Below are 18,938 nucleotides of genomic sequence, written 5' to 3' on the forward strand. Positions count from 1 at the left end.
AGACATGAAAACATTACTGCGTTTGTTGAAGAGTTTCTGGTTTATCGTGCCGCTGCTGTGGCTGGCGGGCCTGTTGGCGTGCTGGTTGCTGGCCCCGCAGGTGTCGTGGCTGCGTGCCCATGTACTGGAAGCGATGGCGATGGTCAGCGCCTGTTTCCTGCTGGCCGTCGTGCTGCGCCAGTACCGGCGTATCCGCGCCGAGCACAACCTGGAAAACCTCCTGCAGATCGAAGCCGATCGCGCCTGGAGCGCCACCGGCGAGTTCCGCGATCAGCAGGTACTGCGTGACCGCCTCAAACATGCGATCAGCATGCTGCGCACTGACCGCTCCGCCGGTGGTGGCGGCTCGGCGGCGCTGTCGGACTTGCCCTGGTACCTGGTTGTCGGCATGTCGGCGGCGGGCAAAACCTCACTGTTGACCCACTCGGGCCTGTCCGCCAGCGTTGCCACCGGCAATGACGGTGAAAGTGGCACGCAGCACTGCGATTGGTACTTCAGCCCCGACGCGGTGATGATCGATACGGCGGGTCGTTACCTGCGCGATGACCAGTCGGCCAGCGAGTTCTCGGCGTTTCTGCGCACCCTCAGAAAACAACGGGGCAAAGCTGCGATCAACGGCTTGGTGCTGGTGGTGAGCCTGCCCGAATTGCTGGCGGCAAGCACTGAGGAGCGCGACCAACTGGCCGCCCAGTTGGTGTCGCGGGTCGAAGAATATGCCGAGTGCCTGGACGCTAACCCGCCGATCTACCTGATGCTGAGCAAGATCGACCAGTTGCCGGGTTTTCGCCAGGCCTTCGAAGGCCTGGACCTGCACGAGCGCCAGCAACCGCTGGGCATGACCTTCGGCCTTGCGCAGATCCGCAACGAGGGGTTGCGTGCGGTACTCAATGCGCGCCTGAACAACCTGCACAGGCGCATTCGCCAGCATGTCGATGCGCAGATGGTTGCCCTGGGCCCGGATGCCGACAGCACGCTGTTGCACTTCCCGCAGTATTTCGCTGAACTCTCCGGGGTGCTGGAGCAGTTCCTCCAGCACTTCGTCAGCGCTCGCCAGAGTGGCACCCCACTGTTACTGCGCGGCCTGTACTTCACCAGTGCCCTGCAGACCGACCAGCAACTGAGCCAGGTGTATGAGGACGACATCGCCGAGTCCTTTGCCCTGCAACCGGCTGCCGAGGAACAGGGTCAAGCCCAAGGCAGCGGCAAACCCACCGGCAACCGCAGCTACTTCATTACCGACACCTTCCGCCGGGTGATCTTTCCCGACCGTGACCTGACGCTGTATCAGTCGCGCCTGGGCCGCAAGAAAGCGTTCAGCCCGGTGCTGATCGGCCTGGCCCTGGTGGCGGGTGTAGCGCTGGTCGGCTGGCAGAGCCTGTCGTTCGTCAACAACCGTCAATGGCTGGCCGGATTGCGTCAGCAAGTGTTCGAGCTGCAGCAGTCGCCCGACCGCGAACAACGCCTTGCCGCAGGCCAGGGCCTGGAGCTCCTGCGCCAGCAGATGGCGGCGGTCGAGAGCCATCGCCTCAAAGGTGTCCCGCTGCCCTTGAGTGCCGGGCTGTATCGCGGCGAGTCGGTCTACCAGGCCACTCAGGGCGCCTACCTGCAGCAGTTGCGCAGCCAGGCGCTGGAGCCGATTGCCTTGCGCATGCAAGTGCAGATGCGCGCCTTCAATACCTTCGCCAACAGCATGAACCAACAGCTGGAATTCGCCCCCGCACAGACGGCCAAGACCCGCACGGGCAGCAAGCTCAATGCGCAACTGAGTGCCAAGGCCAAACAGGCGTTGAACAAGACCCGCGCGGGTGCCTACGTCGCCCCGCTCACTCCGGCCACTGCCAGCGACGCCGCGGAGCTGTCCGCCACCACCGGTGGCCTGTCGCTTTCCGAAGAGATGCTTGGGCGCCTGGATGAGCAGCAAGTAGCGTCCATCATCGAGGCCTACAACGCGTTGAAGCTGTACCTGCTGCTGACCGAGCCGAAAGCGCATCCGGAGCCGCTGTTCGTCGCCTCGACGCTCCCCCAGGCCTGGGCGGCGTCGGCCAGCGAGGCCACGCCGGTCGATAGCGAGGTCATCGAACAGAACGTCCCGGTGTACGTGCAACTGCTCAAGCAAGGCCAGGCCCCTTCCCTGCCGCGCAACGAGCAACTGATCAGCGAAACCCGCCAGAGCCTGAAATCGTTCATGATCTCCAGCTCCCTGGTGGACCGCGAATACCTGCGCCTGCAACTGGAGTCGAGCCGGCAATTCCCGGCCCTGAGCCTCAACGATCTGGTGCCGATGCCGGGCCGTTCGCTGCTGTATGGCTCCGAAGCGGTGCCAGCGATCTTCAGCCGTCAGGGCTGGGAGTCGTTCGTCAAACCCGAGCTGATCAAGCTGGTGTCCGGCAACCTGCGTAACGAATCGGACTGGGTGCTCGATGGTGAAGGGGGCGACAGCATCGTGCAGAAGGCCAACTTCATTCGCGAGTTCATGGCGCGCTACAAGCGCGACTACACCCAGGCCTGGTACAGCATGATCAGCAGCGTGGGCGTGCGCCATTTCGCCGACCTGGCCAATGCCACCGAGCAATTGTCACTGCTCAGCGATGTGCAGAACTCGCCGGTGAAGATCTTCCTCGCGGCGGTCAACGACAACACCCGCTGGGACCTCCCTGCCCCACGGCAAACGCCGCAGGCAGGCGCCACCGGCAATGACGGTTTCTGGGGCAAAGTCAGCGGTATCTTCGATGCCAAGAACCCCTTGCCCGATGCCCTGACCTCGCCACTGCCGGCCGTGGACGACGGCAGCCTGGCCACGCGCTTCGAACCCGTTGCGCGGGTATTCGCCGAACACAACGCCGAAGGCGCCGACAGCACCATCATGGACCGCTACCTGGCGGCCCTGCGCAAGCTCAAGGTGCGCATGAACAACATTCAGCGCTCCCAGGATGTCGGCAAGAGCAGCAAGCAGCTGATCAGCGAGACCCTCGAAGGCCAGCCGAGCGAAGTAAGCAACGTGCGCAACTATGTCGAGACCAGCGTCGACACCAGCCAGGGCGGTTTGTCGCGTTCGCTGCAGGGGTTGTTCAGCCTGCCGATCCAGTACGCCTGGGAAACCCTGCGTGACCCGGCCGGCGCGCAAATCGCCAAGGCCTGGGCTCAGCAGATCGCCAAGCCCTGGGAACAAGTCATGGCCCACCGCTACCCGATTTCCACCGGCAGCCGCAACGAAGCCTCGATCAAAGACCTGCAGCGCTTCGTCGACCCTGAGTCGGGACTGCTACCGACCTTCAAGCGTAACGAGATCGGCAATCTGTCCGGCGGTGAAGGCCTGGGGCTGAGCAGCGGCGCCAAGGCCACCGCGCTGGTCAACCCGAAGATGATCAACAGCATCGACAAAGCCAGCTCGGTGGGCCAGGTGATTGCCAGCCTGTCGGACCGCGACAACGGCTTTGAAATCATGCTCGAGCCCTCGGCCCAGTTCACCGACATCGTTTTTACCCTCGACGGCCAGCAGCAGCACTACCGCAACGGCCGCAGCAGCTGGAGCCGCTTCTCCTGGCCGGTTCCCACGCCAACGCCGGGCGCCCGCCTGGACGTCGTCACCCTGACCGGTGAGCGCATCAGCGTGTTCGACTTTCCAGGACGCTGGGGCCTGTTGCGGATGAACGAAAGCGCCCGCGTCGACGACCTCGACGGAATCCAGCAACGCTTCAGCTGGAACACCGCCAGTGGCCGGGTCAGCCTGGTCGTGCGCAACTTTGGTGGCGTCAAGCTGACCGACCTGGCTGACGTCAAGGCACTGAGCGCCCTCAATGACAGCGGCAGGTCCGCCCAGTGATCGGCTGCTTCGGCAAACTCCCGGCGAGTGCAGACTTCGTCAGCCTGCATGGCGCGGCGGATGAAGTCTGCGAGTTCGACGCCTGGCTGCAGAGCGGGCTGGCGGCCATGCGTCATCGCGACGACTGGCCGACGCTGTTCGAGGGCCTGCCGGTGTGTTTCTTCAGTTTCCGCGCCAGCAACGGCAACTGGCTGCTGGGTGGCCTGATCAGCTCGCGGGACGCCAGCAACCGGCGCTATCCGTTGTTCATCTTCCAGCTGATCAAGACCCAGGATGGCGAGCCGCTGGTCAACCCCTTCACCCTCGGCGAGTTGTTCTGCGCGCAGATCAAACCGCTGCTGCACCTGGCCGTACAAGGCACCTGCAGCGTGCCATTGTTCGAGCGCATCAAGGCGCTGCGGCCTCTGCAAGGGCAGGATTTCGATCTGTTTCGGCGGGTACACGCCAAGTTCCTCCAGAACTTCAGCTTCGCTGATATCACCAGCGCCTTGAACGACACTTACCCGGCGTTCGACAGCACTGTCGCTCTGACCCGGCTACAGGCATTGGCGCCAATGCTGCACAGCGATTGCGAAGCCGGTATCGGCCTGCCGTTGCCGGCGCAACGCGGTTTGAAGAATCCGACCGCCGACCTGTGGGTGACCTGGCTGACGCGCATGCGCGGCGGCAACGTTCCGCCCATCAGCCTGCTGGCCGACGACTTCATGCGCCCCAAGCTTCACTGCTTTCCTTCCCGGCGCAGTGCCAACACCTACCGGGTGCTGACCGCAACCGCCGAGGCCGCACACCATCTGGACCTGCTGACACCTGACGCGCGGCTCGCACCCGCGCGGCGCAGCACACCGCTGGCTGATATCGACCGCCCCCTTGATCACGTTATCGACCGCTTTGTCGACGCGCTGGATGCCACGTTTGTATGAACAAGATCAAATACTACTGCTTGCGTTACCAACCCTACATTCTGGGGGTGTGCTTCTTCCTGGCGATCTTTATTGTCTGGGCCATCGGACACAGCCTGGGCTTCGCTTCGTTGCACAGCCTGCTGGCAGGTATCGGTCTGTTCCTGCTGCTGTCAGCGGGCTATGTCCTGCTGCTGTACCGCGGCGTATCCCGTCACCACAACCTCGAAGGGCTGCTGCGTGACGACGCTGACCAGGCGGTGCTCAACGCCAACCCCGCCGACCGCGAAGAAGTCAGCCTGCTACGTGAGCGCCTGCTGCAAAGCATCGAACGCCTGCACAGCAACAAGCCCCGTGGCACCCACGGCAAAGATGTGCTGTACGCCCTGCCCTGGTACCTGGTGATCGGCCAGCCCGCGGCCGGCAAAAGCACGATGATCTACCAGTCGGGGCTCAACTTCCCCTATGCCGAGCGCGAAGGGGCGCGAGTCGCCGGCCTCGGTGGAACGCGCAACTGTGACTGGTTCTTCAGCTCCGAAGCCGTGCTGCTGGATACCGCCGGGCGTTACATGAACAGCCCCGAGGAAGCCGGCAAGTGGCGCGCGTTCCTGCAACTGTTGCGTCAGCACCGCCAGCGCCGGCCACTTAACGGCCTGATTGTCAGCGTCAGCATCGCTGACATCCTGCAATCTTCGCCTGAAGACCAGGAGCGTCTGGCCAAACGCTTGCGCGAACGCATCCAGGAAAGCTGCGCCCTGTTGGAAGTGCGCCTGCCGGTCTACCTGGTGTTCACCAAATGCGACCTGATCCCCGGCTTCGCCGCGTTCTACCGCCAGCTCGATGACGGCGCCCGTGGTGAAGTGATGGGCAAGACTTTCTCGCACAAGGGCTATGAGCAGGCCGACTGGGGGCAACGCTTCGGCCAGGCCATGGATGAGCTGGTCGGCTACTGGCAACAGGTGGCGCGCCAGCAGCTGGTACTCCAGGACATCCAGATCACCCGCCAGAACAACGCGGCCTACCGTTTCCCTCTGGAGCTGGCAGCACTCAAGCCGCGCCTGCAACAGTTTGTCGATAGCCTCCTGCGCGCCAATCCCTACCAGAACGCCGAGCTGCTGCGCGGCTTCTACTTCACCAGTGCGCTGGACGCCGACCAGGCGCAACTGGGTGGCCATACCCAATGGGTGAGCGAGCGCTTTGCACTGCAGCACGATCAGCCAGCCGCCAGCGGCAACAGCCAGCCGGGGCCGTTGTTCATCAACAGCCTGTTCCGCAAGGTGATCATCCCCGACCAGCACCTGGTAGCGCTGTATACCACCAACCATCGCCAGCGCCGGCGCAAGGCCACCTGGATTGGCGGTGCCAGCCTGGCCGCGGTGCTGCTCTGCAGTCTGTGGGGCTGGTCGTACTACAACAACAGCAGCACCCTGGCCGAAATCGGTACCCAGCTCAGCGAAGCCGCAGCACAGGACAAACTCGCCAGTGACCAGTACACCGCCTGGAACAGCCTGGACCGCCTGCGTTTCTGGACGTCGCACTACTACCAGCAGCACCACGACGAGGGCGTACCCATGCGCCTGCGCCTGGGACTGTATCAGGGCCATGCGGTCGAACCGCTGCTGCGTAGCCGCTATTTCAGCTGGCTGGAAAGCGTGATGCTCAAGCCGACGGCAGACAACCTGACCCGCTCGCTGTACCTGCTGACCACCCTCAAGGTCTATCAGCGCAACAGCCGCGAGCTGATGCCGGTAACCGGCGTCGACAGCGTCGAACCCGAAGCGCTGCCGCACGACAACCGCGCGCAATCGATCGCCGACTTCGGCAAGGCGACCCTGGACACCTACGTGATGCTGTCGCCCGCTCAGCGCGAGAAGGCCGACCCGGCCTTTCTGAAGGCGAAACTGCCGGACTACTGGTACCCGGCGATTGCCCGCCAGACCGGCAAGACCATGGCCGCCGTCGGCACTCAGGCCGGTGCCAACCAGGACTACCTGTTCGCCAGCCGCCAGATCGACTTCTACAGCGATCAGATTCGCCAGCCGGACGTACCACGGATCCTCGACAACGCCTTTTTGGTCTCCAGCTCGCGTAACTACATCAACAGCCTGCTGACCCAATCGCTGCGCTCGATCGAGACCATCACCCTGGAGTCGGACACCTTGTTCGCCTTCGCCCGTGCCGATTTCCAGAGCCTCAAAAGCGAAGGCCAGAACCAGTTGAGCGCCATCGCCAACAAGCTGTTGAACACACCCAATATCGGAAAAATCATTATCTCCGGGCACGCCGACCAACTGGGCGACCCGCAAGGAAACCTGCAGGTTTCCCGGCAACGGGCACAGACCATTCGCACTTACCTGGTCGGCAAGGGCGTGCCTGCCGATCTGGTCGACGCCCAGGGTGAAGGCAGCCGCAAGCCCCTGGTCAAATGCGACATGCAGATGCCCAGGGCGCAGTTGATCCACTGCCTGGAGCCCAATCGTCGGGTAGAGATCGAAGTGCGCGGGCTCAACTGAGGCCGCGCTGAAGAACCGGCTGCCGAGCCCTCACAGGAGGAGGTCAAGGCAGCGGCAAGCTACCTCTGTTGACTCGCTCAACGAGGTCTAACGAAGGGGCGTGACTTGCGTGCAAGTCCTGAGCGGCCCTTTAAATGAAGGAAAGGAGAGTTTAGAAATGGCATTTGACGCATATATCCAAATCGACGGCATCCCGGGCGAAGTACTGGATGACAAGCACAAGGACTGGATCGAAGTGCTGGGCTACGAGTACGGCGCTACCCAGGCCACCTCGGCGACTGCCAGCTCCTCGGGCGGTGCGTCGTCCGAACGCGTTGCCCTGAGCGACTTCAGCATCCGCAAGGCGGTAGACAAGGCCTCGGCCAAACTGTTCGAAGCCTGCTGCAAAGGCACGCACATCGCCAAGATCCAGCTGAACGTCAACCGCGCCGGCGGTGACAAGGTCACCTACCTGACCATCAACCTGGAAGAAGTCGTGGTGTCCTCGGTCAAGGCCGTGGCCGGTGGCAATCAGGGCGGCGAAGACAAAGCCGTCAGCGACCTGCCGATTGAAGAGATCAGCTTCAACTTCGCCCGGATCAAAACCACCTACACCCAGCAGAGCCGTGCCGACGGCCAAGGTGGCGGCAACGTCACCGGCGGCTGGGACCGGACTGCCAACAAAGTCTTCGCTTGAGTCTGTAGTGCTAGCGGGTCGCCGACGCGACCCCTGTTCAGCGCCGCGGCCAGCAGTTGGCCGCGGTGCTCCTTTACCCTGATCAGAGTGCTTTATGGCAGATTTTCTCAACGACTTTTCGCTGGCCGAACTGACCGCGCCCATCGATGCGGGGAGCGGCGAAGACTTGAGCTTTTCCACCTTGTTCGACCAGATCAAGGAAGCTCGCCGGGCTGACCCCGACTACCTGACCCTGGGCGATTGGCAAACCGACCTCAAAACCGCCGATTGGGACCTGACCATCAACCTCTCGGCCCAAGGGCTGAGCCAACAAAGCAAGGACCTGATGCTGGTGGCCTGGCTCAACGAAGGCCTGGCGCAGCGTCATCACTTCGAAGGGATCACCTTCGGCCTCAACCTGGCCGAGCAGATCCTGCAGTCTTTCTGGGACACCTTGTATCCCTCTCTGGAGGAAGGCCTGGACGAACGCGCCGCACGGCTGTCCTGGCTGAAAACCTCACTCACCGACATCGTCGGTGGATTGCCCATCACCCAAGGGCAGCATTTCGGCGTGCTTCGCTATGACGAATCACGCCACGTGGAAAACCTCGCACTGCAGAACCCCAAGGCCATGCAGGTAGCCCTCGACGAAGGCAAGATCAACGCCGAAATCTTCCAGCGCTCGGTGCTGCTCAGCGACTCGGAGCACCTGCGCCAGAAGGCCCTGCAGATCGCCGACAGCCTCAAGGCCTGCCGCCAGTTGCAGCAGACCATAGACCGCTTGTTCGGCGCTGAAGCCCCCAGTTTCGCGACCCTCGTCGACATCCTCTCGCGGGCCAGCCAACTGGCGGAAAAACTCTTGAAGGACCGCGGTATCGAACTCAGCCCGCCCGCGCCGACAGCGACTGAAGCGGTCGCCGACAGCTCCCCTTCCCCTGCGCCAGGTGTCACCATGAACAACCTTGTCCAGGACGTGCCAAGCACCCCGTTGCGCACCACGCCGCTGACCCGCGATGAAGCCTTCACCCTGCTCGCCGGCATTGCCCAGTTCTTCAAGCAGACCGAGCCGCAAAGCCCGGTGCCTTACCTGATCGAACGGGCCATCAAGTGGGGCAACATGCCACTCGAAGGCTGGCTCAGCGATGTGATCAAGGACAGCAATGTGGTCGATACTATTCGCGACGTACTTGGCACCCGCGAGCCACGCGCCTGATCAAGCTGAGTGCAGAGGTGCTGGCATGCACAAACAGTTGCATGCCGGCACTAACGCTTTCAGACTCGCGGTTCACGTTACCGGGAACTGCCATGATCCACATCCGCCCCATGACCGCCGCCGACTTCGAACAGTTCTGGCCAACCTTCCAGGCCATTGTTGCGGCCCGCGAAACCTATGCCTTCGATCCGGCCCTGAACCAGGAGCAGGCGCGTCAGCTGTGGCTGGAATCCCCGCTGCGAACCCTGGTGGCCGAAGAGGACGGCGAGCTGCTCGGCTCCTACTACCTCAAAGCCAACGCTGCCGGCCCGGGCAATCATGTGAGCAATTGCGGCTACATGGTCAATGAAGCTGCACGCGGGCGCGGCGTCGCCCGGTTGATGTGCGAACACTCGCAACGACTGGCCCGCGAGCAGGGTTTTCTGGCCATGCAGTTCAACTCGGTGGTGTCGAGCAACGAGGCGGCCGTGGCCTTGTGGCAAAAGCTTGGCTTCGAGGTGGTCGGGCGTTTGCCACGGGCCTATCGGCATGCGCGCCTGGGGCTGGTGGATTGTCTGGTGATGTACAAGTGGCTGGAGCAACCCCAGCCACAGCAACCCATGCTGATCGGGCGCAAAAACATCGAGGCGGTGGTCTCGCGCAAGCGCGGACGCTAATCCCCCAAGCGCGTAACGCATTGACGGCAAACACGTTCAATGTTCAGATGCGCGCCAGTTTCAGGTGTCCTGCGTCGTCGTGCGCAGGGTGAAACGGGAAGCCGGTGCGTCACTGCAAGTGACTAGTCCGGCGCTGCCCCCGCAACGGTAAGCGAGCGAAGCCTTCGAAACACCACTGTGCCTCGGCATGGGAAGGTGAAGGCGTTCATGACCCTCGCAAGCCCGGAGACCGGCCTGAAGCTTCGTTTGGCAACCCCGCGGTGGGCGGGCGCAGGCCGGTTTGCGGGCGCCTGCGCGCGCAATTCCTTCATGCGTTGTTCCCTCCGGGCTCCATACCTTCCAGCAGATTGTGGATCGATATGTCCCGTTACCCCAAGCTTCATACCCTGGCGGCCAATGCCCTGGCCCCCTGTCTGGCATTCTCCTTGCCAACCTTCGCCGCTGAAACCGGCAGCCCGGCCCTGGCCCTGCCCTCGACGGCGATCACCAGCAGCAGCGACAACGAACCGATCAGCCTGGCGACCCCGCTGCCAGCCGGCTCGCGTTTGAACCTCAGCGCCATGGACACCCCAGCCAGCACCAGCAGCATCAGTGCCGAGGTGATCGAAGGGCGCAACAACCTTACCGTGCAGGACGCAGTCACCCGCTCGCCGGGCATCACCTCGGTAGCGACGCCGGGCAACGGCGGCACCGCCCTGTCGGCCCGCGGCTTTGAAGGACATGGGTCGGTAATGACCCTGTTCGATGGCTCACGGATGTACACCGGTGCCGGTACCCAGACGTTCCCGGTCGATCCGTGGATGGTCGAGCGCATCGACGTCATTCGTGGCCCCGCCTCGGTGCTCTATGGTGAAGGCGCGACCGGCGCGGTGATCAACGTGATCCCCAAGAAGCCCTTCGCCGGCGACATCCGCAATCACCTGCGCCTCGGCTACGGTTCCTATGATCGTCAGCAACTGGGCCTGGACAGCGGCGGCTCGCTGAGCGAACGCCTGAGCTACCGGGTTACCCTCAATCGCCAGCAAAGCAACGGCTGGGTCGATCGCGGCGACTCGAAGAACCTGGCCATGAGCGCCGCCCTGCGTTTCGACGCCAGCGACGATCTGAGCTTCACCCTGGCCCACGAGCGCGGCGACGCCGAGCCGATGAACTACTTCGGCACGCCGTTGATTGACGGCCACTACCGCGACAGCCTGCGCAAGAAGAACTACAACGTTCGCGATGACGTGCAGCGCTACCACGACGAGTGGACCCGGCTGAACAGCGACTGGACCCTCAGCGACTCGGTCAGCGCCAGCAACCAGTTGTACTACATCAAGAGCCGCCGGCACTGGCGCAACGCCGAGGACTACACCTGGAACAGCGGCCTGGGGCAGCTGGAGCGCGGCAGCTATCTGGAGATCAAACACGACCAGGAACAGATCGGTGACCGCCAGAGCTTCACCTTCGATCACAACTTGTTCGGCCTGGCCAGCAAGACCGTGGTCGGCGCCGAGTACAACCGCATTCGCTTCGGCATTGACAGCAACTCGCCGTACAACGACATCGGTGGCGATTACATCGACCCGTGGAACCCGGCACCTGGTTACTTCCATAGCCAGGACCCAACCCGCCCACAAACCCAGAGCACGACCCGCACCTTTGCCCTGTTCGCCGAAAACCGTACGCAGCTGTCCGAGCGCTGGTCGCTGGTAACCGGTATACGTCGTGACCAGAACCATATCGACCGCGACAACCTGGTCAACGACAGTCGCACCGACCGCAGCCTCGGCGGCGGCAACTGGCGTGCCGGCCTGGTGTTTGCCGTGACTGAGGAATTGTCGCTGTATGGTCAGTACTCCACCAGCGAAGATGGTGTCAGCGACCTCATCACCCTCAATCCGAACCAGCAGAACTTCGACCTGACCGAAGCCAAGCAGACTGAATTGGGCCTCAAGCAACTGTTCTGGGACGGCCGTGGCGAATGGACCCTGGCGGCCTATCACATCGTCAAAAAGAAGCTGTTGGTCGACGATCCGGTCACCCACCAGAAACAGCAGGCCGGGCAGCAGACCTCGGACGGTCTGGAAGCAACCCTGGAACTGGCCCTGGCCAACCAGTGGCATGTGTCGGCCAACGCCTCGGTGGTGCGCGCCAAGTACGACGATTTCGACCAGACCGTAGGCGGCCAGTCGGTCTCGCGCGCCGGTAACCGGCCCAGCAACGTACCGCGGCGCACCGCCAACCTGTGGGTGAGCAAAGGCCTGGGCCAGGGTGTGGATGCCGGCATGGGTTTGCGCTATGTCGATGAGCGTTATGCCAACACCGCCAATACCCAGACCGTACCCGGCTTTACCGTGGTTGATGCCAACCTGGGTTGGCAGCTGCTGCCCGATGTGCGCCTGGGCCTGCAGTTGAACAACCTGCTGGACCGCCGCTACGCTGCGACCGCACACAGTGGCCAGCAGTGGATCATGGGTGAGCCACGCTCGTACTTTGCGACTGTGGACTACAGCTTCTAAGCACTACACCGGTGGGAGCGGGCTTGCCCCGCGATTGCGGTTGTTCAGTCACACCGCATCGCGGGGCAAGCGTGGGGTGTTTTTTTTTTCCTCTTTTTCTTTCTTTTCCCCCCCCCCCCCCCCCCCCCCCCCCCCCCGCTCCCACCGGCAGCCCTGCACCACAGTAAGCCAGTGGATATCCTGAAAAACACGATTATGCTTGAAGAAGCCTTGCAGCAGTGCCAGACCGCCACCCCCAGGGCCAGGGTGCGGTAGCGCGCGTGGGTACTCCGGCCTATAAAAACAAGTCGGAGAACACTCATGGCGGTAATCGACACCACGTCCACCGGTAGCAAGCCCAACCGCGGAATCACCAAGGAAGAGCGCAAGGTCATCTTCGCTTCGTCCCTGGGCACCGTTTTCGAATGGTACGACTTCTACCTCTACGGCTCGCTCGCCGCGATCATCGCCAAGCACTTCTTCGCCGGCGTCAACGAGACCACTTCGTTCATCTTCGCCCTCCTCGCCTTCGCCGCAGGCTTTGCCGTGCGGCCCTTCGGCGCCATTGTGTTCGGGCGCCTGGGTGACATGATCGGACGCAAGTACACCTTCCTGATCACCATCGTGATCATGGGCATCTCCACGGCAATCGTCGGTTTGTTACCCAGTTACGCCACCATCGGCGTGGCGGCGCCGATCATCCTGATCACCCTGCGTTTGCTGCAAGGCCTGGCCCTGGGTGGCGAGTACGGCGGCGCCGCGACTTACGTGGCTGAACATGCGCCGCAAGGCAAGCGCGGCTACTTCACCTCGTGGATCCAGACCACCGCGACCCTGGGTCTGTTCCTGTCGTTGCTGGTGATCCTCACCTGCCGCACCATCCTCGGCACCGAAGCCTTCGAAGCCTGGGGCTGGCGCATACCTTTCCTGCTGTCGATCCTGCTGCTGATCGTGTCGGTATACATCCGCCTGCAACTCAGCGAGTCGCCGGTGTTCCTGAAGATGAAAGCCGAAGGCAAAGCCTCCAAGGCGCCGCTGACTGAATCCTTCGCCCGCTGGGACAACCTCAAGATCGTGATCATGGCCCTGCTCGGCGGTACTGCCGGGCAGGCGGTGGTCTGGTACACCGGGCAGTTCTATGCGCTGTTTTTCCTGTTGCAGACACTGAAAATCGACCCGCAAACCGCCAACCTGCTGATTGCCGGCTCGCTGCTGATCGGCACGCCGTTCTTCATCCTGTTCGGCAGCCTCTCCGACCGCATCGGCCGCAAGGGCATCATCATGGCCGGCTGTATCATCGCCGCGCTGACCTACTTCCCAATCTTTAAAGCACTGACCGAGTACGGCAACCCTGACGTGTTCATTGCCCAGGAAAAGAACCCGGTGACGGTGATCGCCGATCCCGATAAATGCGCGTTCCAGTTCGACCCGGTGGGCAAGGCCAAATTCACCAGCTCCTGCGACCTGGCGAAAAACGTGCTGGCAAAACGCGCGATTCCTTACGAGAACGTGAAAGCCGAACCTGGCGCTGTCGCGCAGATCCGCATCGGTGACAAAGTACTGCAGAGTTTTGAGGGGTCCGGCATGCCGGCCGCCGACTTCAAGGCGCAGAATGATGCCTTCGTCGCAACTCTTAGCGGCGCCCTGAAGGACGCCGGTTACCCCGAGAAAGCCGACCCGGCCAAGACCAACTACCCGATGGTGCTACTGCTGCTGACCATTCTGGTGATCTACGTGACCATGGTCTACGGCCCGATTGCCGCCTGGCTAGTGGAGCTGTTCCCGACGCGTATCCGCTACACCTCGATGTCGCTGCCCTACCACATCGGCAACGGCTGGTTCGGCGGTTTCCTGCCGACGGTGGCGTTCGCCATGGTGGCGGCCACGGGGGATATCTATTACGGGCTGTGGTACCCGATCGTGATCGCGGTGATGACGGCGATCCTGGGTATTTTCTTCCTGCCGGAGACCAAAGACCGCGACATTCATCACGGCTGAAATGGCCACACGACCCTCTCCCGCCAGGGAGAGGGTCAAGTGACAACGAGCAATTTTTTACCTTTTCCCCAACCTCTCGCAGTAGACGACACAGGTTGTCGCCTGGTGGCGAAATGATTGATCTCAACATTTCATCTACCTGCGAGGTGTGCCCCATGAAGGAATTGATCTGCTTTGCCCTCGGTCTTGCGCTTGGCGCGGCCATGATGAAGCGCAATCAGACCATCGACGAATTGCGTAAAGAACTGGACCGCGAGAAGTCCCGCCAACGGTCGACGGAAAGTACCGCAACGACATGAATGATGGCTAATTGCCCTTGGCGACAACGTTGAATGGTGCTAAAAAGCCATCAAATGGAATGTTCGCCAGATTAGTGACGTCAGCGAATTATCAAGGTTGATACCTCTTCATGTCAGACCCCAAAGACCGGTTGTTCAGGCACCTGGCCATGCTACGGCTCATTCCACGAGCGCCCAGAAGCATTTCCACCACTGAATTGCTGGACAGGCTCAGAGCCGAACAATTCGATATCGACCTTCGCAGCTTGCAGCGTGACCTTGCCGGTCGTCTGTCACTGGACTTTCCGCTGCAATGTGATGAAAGCCAGCGGCCGTTTCACTGGAGCTTTGCCAAGGACACGCCGCAGTTCAATTTGCCCGCTCTGGACACGCCTACCGCATTGGCCTACGTCCTGGCCGAAAGTCACCTTGGCAAGTTACTGCCGCCCAGCGTGATGAGCCTGCTGGCGCCTCACTTCGACCTCGCCCACCGACAGATTCAGGGCTTGCAGTGCAACAACCTGGCGCGTTGGGCCAAGTGCGTGCGTACCGTGCCGAATGGCAAGGCGCTACGACCGGCCGAAGTGGACCCAGCCATCTGGAGCGAAGTCGCCACAGCGCTGATGGAACAGCGACAACTGCAGATCCATTACCTGAGCCGCAGCAAGGGCGAACACAAAGTCCTGCGCATTCACCCCGCCGGCCTGATATCGCGTCACTCCGTCAGCTACCTGATCGCAAATGTCGAGGGATACACCGATGCCCGGCAGTTCGCCTTGCACCGTATCAAGCAGGCTGTCTGCCTCGATACACCGGCCTGCGAGCAACCCGGCTTCGAAATCGATCACTACATACACAGCGGTGGTTTCAATAATCCAGGGCCTGTCGAGCAGCACAGCCTGATCGCCGACGTTTCACCACAGTTAGCCTGGCTGCTTGGCGAAACCCCACTCTGCGTTGAGCAACGTCTGCAGCCGCTGCCCGACAGCGACTGGCATCGCTTGCACGCACAGGTGCCCAATGACCAGGAAACCCTGTGGTGGGTCTTCGGCCTGGGGGAAAACATCCGTCTGCATGCGCCTGATAGCTGGGCCCACCTCATCAAAGCCAGGCTTGATGCCACGGCCAGTCTTTACGAACACACACTCCCCGCCCTCGCCAATGCCTGCCAGGAGGCTACATGAGTTCCAATGAATCTGCCCGTAACACCGACGTGCCAGACGAAGGCCGGGACGAAATCGCTCGGGACATTGCCCGAACCGCCAGTGCGCTGTCAGCACACGAAACTGTGCAGCGCTTCGGGAGTGCCAACGCCGAGTACATCAAGGGCTATCGCGGCGTCGATAACGAAACCGGGCAGCGCTTCGCCAAAGGCCTGGCAGATATTGCCAAGCACAAGGTCAACGAAGACCCGCAGTTTGCCGCACAAAACATCAAACAGCAGGCCGGATACAGCGCCGAAGTGGCGACCACCAGCCGCGATAATGCTGAAGCCATCATCAGTGGCTCCAAGGTCAAGACTTCACGCACCGACGATTTGCCGCAATACGGCAAGAACCACACCGTCGTCGACCGCGTGCAGTTGCTCGATGGCCAGGTGATCGAAGGCTCTCAATCGCAGATGAAGTTTGTCGGCAACCGCAATCAGTTGCTCGATGACATTGCCCGTGAGGACGGCAAGTTCGCTCGCTACCAAGGCACCAGGCTGGAATTGCCCAGCGAGCAATTCGAAGGTGGCTCGGGCGTTGAGCCGGCGTCCGATTACTGCCGCGCACAGGCCCGGCAACGGCGCCTGAATGCCGACAAGGCAGAAGCCAACGGCAACACCGAGGCGGCAGCCAAGTTACGGCGTGAAGCGGATAACTACGACAAATTGGCGGAGAACGTCAGCGACAGTGGCCTGACCACCGAGGACGCCATTTTCTACCGCGAACACCCCAAGCTCGCCACCCTGATGGATATCGGGCGAACCGCCCACCGGGCGGGCCTGGAAGGCGCTCGTTTTGGCGCCATCATCGGCGGCAGTATTTCAGTGCTGCAGAACTGCCTGGCCGCCGCGCAAGGCGACAAGAATGCCGGTGAAGTGCTCAAGGAGGTCGGCATCGACACCGCCAAAGCCGGTGCCCTGGGTTACGCCACCGCCTTCGCAGGCTCAGCCCTGAAGGGCGGCATGCAGCAATCGGGCAACACCTTCATACGCCAACTGGCCAATACCAGCGCACCGACTCTGGCGATCAACATCTGCTTGTCGCTGGGCAGCTCGGTCAAACGCTTCGTCACCGGCGAGATCAGCGAAGCTCAACTGCTGACTGAAGTGGGTGAGAAAGGCGCAGGCATGCTCTCCAGCGGCATGATGGCTGCGTTGGGCCAGCTGGCCATTCCGGTGCCTTTCGTGGGTGCCGCCATTGGCGGAATGATTGGCTACACCCTGTCGTCGCTGTTCTACCAAAGCGCACTGGATGCCGCCCGTGGTGCCGAGCTATCCCGTGAGCGGCTGGCACGTGTGCGCGCCATCGAGGCTGCTGCCCGCGAACGAATCGCGCTGGAGCAGGAGCAGCTGGACGATTTCGTACGCCGGGAGATCCCCCAACTTCAACGTGAAACCCACCAACTGCTGGCCGTGGTCAGCGGTACAGGTAGCGTCGACAAGCTGGCTGAAAGCATCAACCAGTACGCGACCCTGCTCGGTAAACAACTGCAATTCCAGACCCGGGCCGAGTTCGATGACTTCATGAACTCCGATGCCCCACTGGTTCTTTAACCAACGCCGCCTGATGCTGCTTCCAAGAAGGACAACCGCGTCTATGCTGATCAAATTGCTGTCTGATACAGACAAGAAATTCCTGGTAAAGGTAGCCAAATTACTGGCTCTGTCCGACAAGCCATTGCTATGGGACGGAAAAACCGCCGACGAACTCACCTCCGGCACCGACCTCACAGCCCTGTCAATCCAAGAGGGTGAACAGGAACGTGAACTGATCGCCGACATGGAAGGCGCCACCCCGGAACACAGAAATCTTTTCGGCATCGTGACCTTTTCCGATGAGATCTGCGACCGCCTGGTCGAAGTCCTCAAGACCTTCCCGATCACCAAGGTGGAAAAGCCCGAGTCACGCGTTCAAGCCGCTACCACCGTGCTCAAGGAATTGCTCAAGGACAAGAAGTTCGAGCTGCCGACCGCCCCTAAGGTCATCCTCTTCGAGCTGCTGCTGGTGGCGCTGCGAGACGGACACATTTCCAGTATCGAATGGGCACTGCTCAAGGAATATCAGCGCCACTTCCAGCTCGAAGACTTCATCTTCGACGACCTCTTGGAGCGTGCTGAGACCCTGAACAAGGAAGTCAGCAAAACCATTTCCATCATCCTCGAATAAGGAACAGTACATGCCTCTTCCCCTGATTATTGGTGTGGCTGCTGCGGCTGCCGGTTTGTACGGTGCGGCCAAAGGTGTTAGCGGTGCCATCGACCACAGCAACGCCAAAGACCTCAACAACGATGCGCGCTCGATGGTGGAGTCGGCAAATCAAAAGGTCGAAGACCAGCGTCAGAACGCCAACAAGACACTGGAAGATTACGGTCAACGTAAGCTGCGTGCGTTCAACGGCATCATTGCCGAGTTTATCGAAACCTATGAGCGCCTGAAGAACGTGCAACTGGGGCAAAGCCCTGAGCTGGACAAACTCACCGCTGGCGACTTCTCCAACAAGGCGCTGGCCGGCCTGCGCCAGGACTATCAGGCACTGATGGACGCGGGCCTGGGCCTGGGTGCAGGCCTGGGCGGCGGGGCGGCATTAGCATTCGGTGCCTACAACGGCACCATGCTGCTGGCTACCGCCAGTACCGGCACAGCAATCTCCTCGCTGGGTGGCGTGGCAGCGACCAACGCCACCCTCGCCTGGCTGGGCGGTGGTTCGCTGGCGGCTGGTGGCTACGGCATGGCCGGCGGCATGATGGTGTTGGGTGGCATCGTCGCCGGCCCTGCACTGGCCATTTTTGGTCATGTGCTGGGCAACAAGGGCGAAGAAGCCTTGAACAATGCCCGCAGCAACATGGAACAGGCGCGCACCCTTCGTGACCAGGCCCAGCTCATGGCCGACAAGCTCAAAGCCATCAACACGGTCACCAGCCTGGCCAACTCCACCTTCTCCAAGATCAGCGCGCAACTGCGTCACAGCGTGGCAGAACTGAAGAAAGTCATCGAGACTCAGGGTGTCGACTTCCGCGACTTCTCCGAACAGGGCAAGGACGCAGTGTTCCGCGCCGTCAAGTTCGCTCAGTTGCTCAAGGCCATGATCGATACGCCGATCCTCGACAAAGATGGCAACCTGGTGTTGTCGACCGACAAACGTGTCCGCGATATCGCGGCGGTGTCGAGTGGCCAGAAAGCCAATCTCGATCCAGTCTGAGCCTGACCAGCCCGCC

The 18,938-nt window shown here is 61.7% G+C and carries 13 protein-coding genes and 1 riboswitch; all 13 genes read left to right on the top strand.

What is annotated here, in order from left to right:
• The first annotated feature begins 4 nt into the window (after positions 1-4).
• Positions 5-3,823 carry a type VI secretion protein IcmF/TssM N-terminal domain-containing protein gene (locus ACO6VD_RS10970; protein ID WP_422418970.1) on the top strand — a complete coding sequence of 1,273 codons (3,819 nt, stop codon included), beginning with the start codon at positions 5-7 and terminating at the stop codon, positions 3,821-3,823.
• Complete coding sequence (gene tagF / locus ACO6VD_RS10975; protein WP_422418972.1) at positions 3,820-4,743, top strand: type VI secretion system-associated protein TagF; 924 nt, start codon at positions 3,820-3,822, stop codon at positions 4,741-4,743. The genes ACO6VD_RS10970 and tagF overlap by 4 nt, the downstream gene beginning before the upstream one ends.
• Positions 4,740-7,235: a type VI secretion system membrane subunit TssM gene (tssM, locus tag ACO6VD_RS10980; protein ID WP_422418974.1), complete on the top strand. Its 2,496-nt coding sequence runs from the start codon at positions 4,740-4,742 to the stop codon at positions 7,233-7,235. The genes tagF and tssM overlap by 4 nt, the downstream gene beginning before the upstream one ends.
• 157 nt (positions 7,236-7,392) lie before the next feature.
• A complete protein-coding gene (locus tag ACO6VD_RS10985; protein ID WP_045183963.1) occupies positions 7,393-7,911 on the top strand; it encodes an Hcp family type VI secretion system effector in 519 nt (172 codons plus the stop codon).
• A gap of 94 nt (positions 7,912-8,005) precedes the next feature.
• A complete protein-coding gene (gene tssA, locus ACO6VD_RS10990) occupies positions 8,006-9,103 on the top strand; it encodes a type VI secretion system protein TssA (RefSeq protein WP_422418976.1) in 1,098 nt (365 codons plus the stop codon).
• Between the two features lie 92 nt (positions 9,104-9,195).
• Positions 9,196-9,759, top strand: a complete 564-nt coding sequence (locus ACO6VD_RS10995) for a GNAT family N-acetyltransferase (protein ID WP_422418978.1) — start codon at positions 9,196-9,198, stop codon at positions 9,757-9,759.
• Between the two features lie 45 nt (positions 9,760-9,804).
• Positions 9,805-10,011: riboswitch (cobalamin riboswitch) on the top strand.
• 107 nt (positions 10,012-10,118) lie between these two features.
• On the top strand, positions 10,119-12,260 hold the full coding sequence (locus ACO6VD_RS11000; protein WP_422418980.1) for a TonB-dependent receptor: 2,142 nt from the start codon (positions 10,119-10,121) through the stop codon (positions 12,258-12,260).
• Positions 12,261-12,560: 300 nt separating this feature from the next.
• Positions 12,561-14,237, top strand: coding sequence for an MFS transporter (locus ACO6VD_RS11005; RefSeq protein ID WP_422418981.1), 1,677 nt, complete (start codon positions 12,561-12,563; stop codon positions 14,235-14,237).
• Between the two features lie 155 nt (positions 14,238-14,392).
• Positions 14,393-14,536, top strand: coding sequence for a hypothetical protein (locus ACO6VD_RS11010; protein ID WP_422418983.1), 144 nt, complete (start codon positions 14,393-14,395; stop codon positions 14,534-14,536).
• Between the two features lie 110 nt (positions 14,537-14,646).
• Positions 14,647-15,699, top strand: coding sequence for a helix-turn-helix transcriptional regulator (locus ACO6VD_RS11015; protein WP_422418985.1), 1,053 nt, complete (start codon positions 14,647-14,649; stop codon positions 15,697-15,699).
• A complete protein-coding gene (locus tag ACO6VD_RS11020; RefSeq protein ID WP_422418987.1) occupies positions 15,696-17,276 on the top strand; it encodes a hypothetical protein in 1,581 nt (526 codons plus the stop codon). Before ACO6VD_RS11015 ends, ACO6VD_RS11020 begins: the two co-directional genes overlap by 4 nt.
• A 43-nt stretch (positions 17,277-17,319) precedes the next feature.
• A complete protein-coding gene (locus tag ACO6VD_RS11025) occupies positions 17,320-17,889 on the top strand; it encodes a hypothetical protein (RefSeq protein ID WP_422419041.1) in 570 nt (189 codons plus the stop codon).
• A 10-nt stretch (positions 17,890-17,899) separates the two neighbouring features.
• On the top strand, positions 17,900-18,922 hold the full coding sequence (locus ACO6VD_RS11030) for a hypothetical protein (protein WP_422418989.1): 1,023 nt from the start codon (positions 17,900-17,902) through the stop codon (positions 18,920-18,922).
• Positions 18,923-18,938 lie beyond the last annotated feature (16 nt).

It is taken from the genome of Pseudomonas sp. GZD-222, assembly GCF_049310525.1.
Lineage (GTDB): Bacteria > Pseudomonadota > Gammaproteobacteria > Pseudomonadales > Pseudomonadaceae > Aquipseudomonas.

Excerpts from the sequence above, each read along its gene's own strand:
- ACO6VD_RS10970 (WP_422418970.1), top strand. The coding sequence starts at position 5 with ATGAAAACATTACTGCGTTTGTTGAAGAGTTTCTGGTTTATCGTGCCG.
- tssM (WP_422418974.1), top strand. The coding sequence starts at position 4,740 with ATGAACAAGATCAAATACTACTGCTTGCGTTACCAACCCTACATTCTG.
- ACO6VD_RS10985 (WP_045183963.1), top strand. The coding sequence starts at position 7,393 with ATGGCATTTGACGCATATATCCAAATCGACGGCATCCCGGGCGAAGTA.
- tssA (WP_422418976.1), top strand. The coding sequence starts at position 8,006 with ATGGCAGATTTTCTCAACGACTTTTCGCTGGCCGAACTGACCGCGCCC.
- ACO6VD_RS10995 (WP_422418978.1), top strand. The coding sequence starts at position 9,196 with ATGATCCACATCCGCCCCATGACCGCCGCCGACTTCGAACAGTTCTGG.
- ACO6VD_RS11000 (WP_422418980.1), top strand. The coding sequence starts at position 10,119 with ATGTCCCGTTACCCCAAGCTTCATACCCTGGCGGCCAATGCCCTGGCC.
- ACO6VD_RS11005 (WP_422418981.1), top strand. The coding sequence starts at position 12,561 with ATGGCGGTAATCGACACCACGTCCACCGGTAGCAAGCCCAACCGCGGA.
- ACO6VD_RS11010 (WP_422418983.1), top strand. The coding sequence starts at position 14,393 with ATGAAGGAATTGATCTGCTTTGCCCTCGGTCTTGCGCTTGGCGCGGCC.
- ACO6VD_RS11015 (WP_422418985.1), top strand. The coding sequence starts at position 14,647 with ATGTCAGACCCCAAAGACCGGTTGTTCAGGCACCTGGCCATGCTACGG.
- ACO6VD_RS11020 (WP_422418987.1), top strand. The coding sequence starts at position 15,696 with ATGAGTTCCAATGAATCTGCCCGTAACACCGACGTGCCAGACGAAGGC.
- ACO6VD_RS11025 (WP_422419041.1), top strand. The coding sequence starts at position 17,320 with ATGCTGATCAAATTGCTGTCTGATACAGACAAGAAATTCCTGGTAAAG.
- ACO6VD_RS11030 (WP_422418989.1), top strand. The coding sequence starts at position 17,900 with ATGCCTCTTCCCCTGATTATTGGTGTGGCTGCTGCGGCTGCCGGTTTG.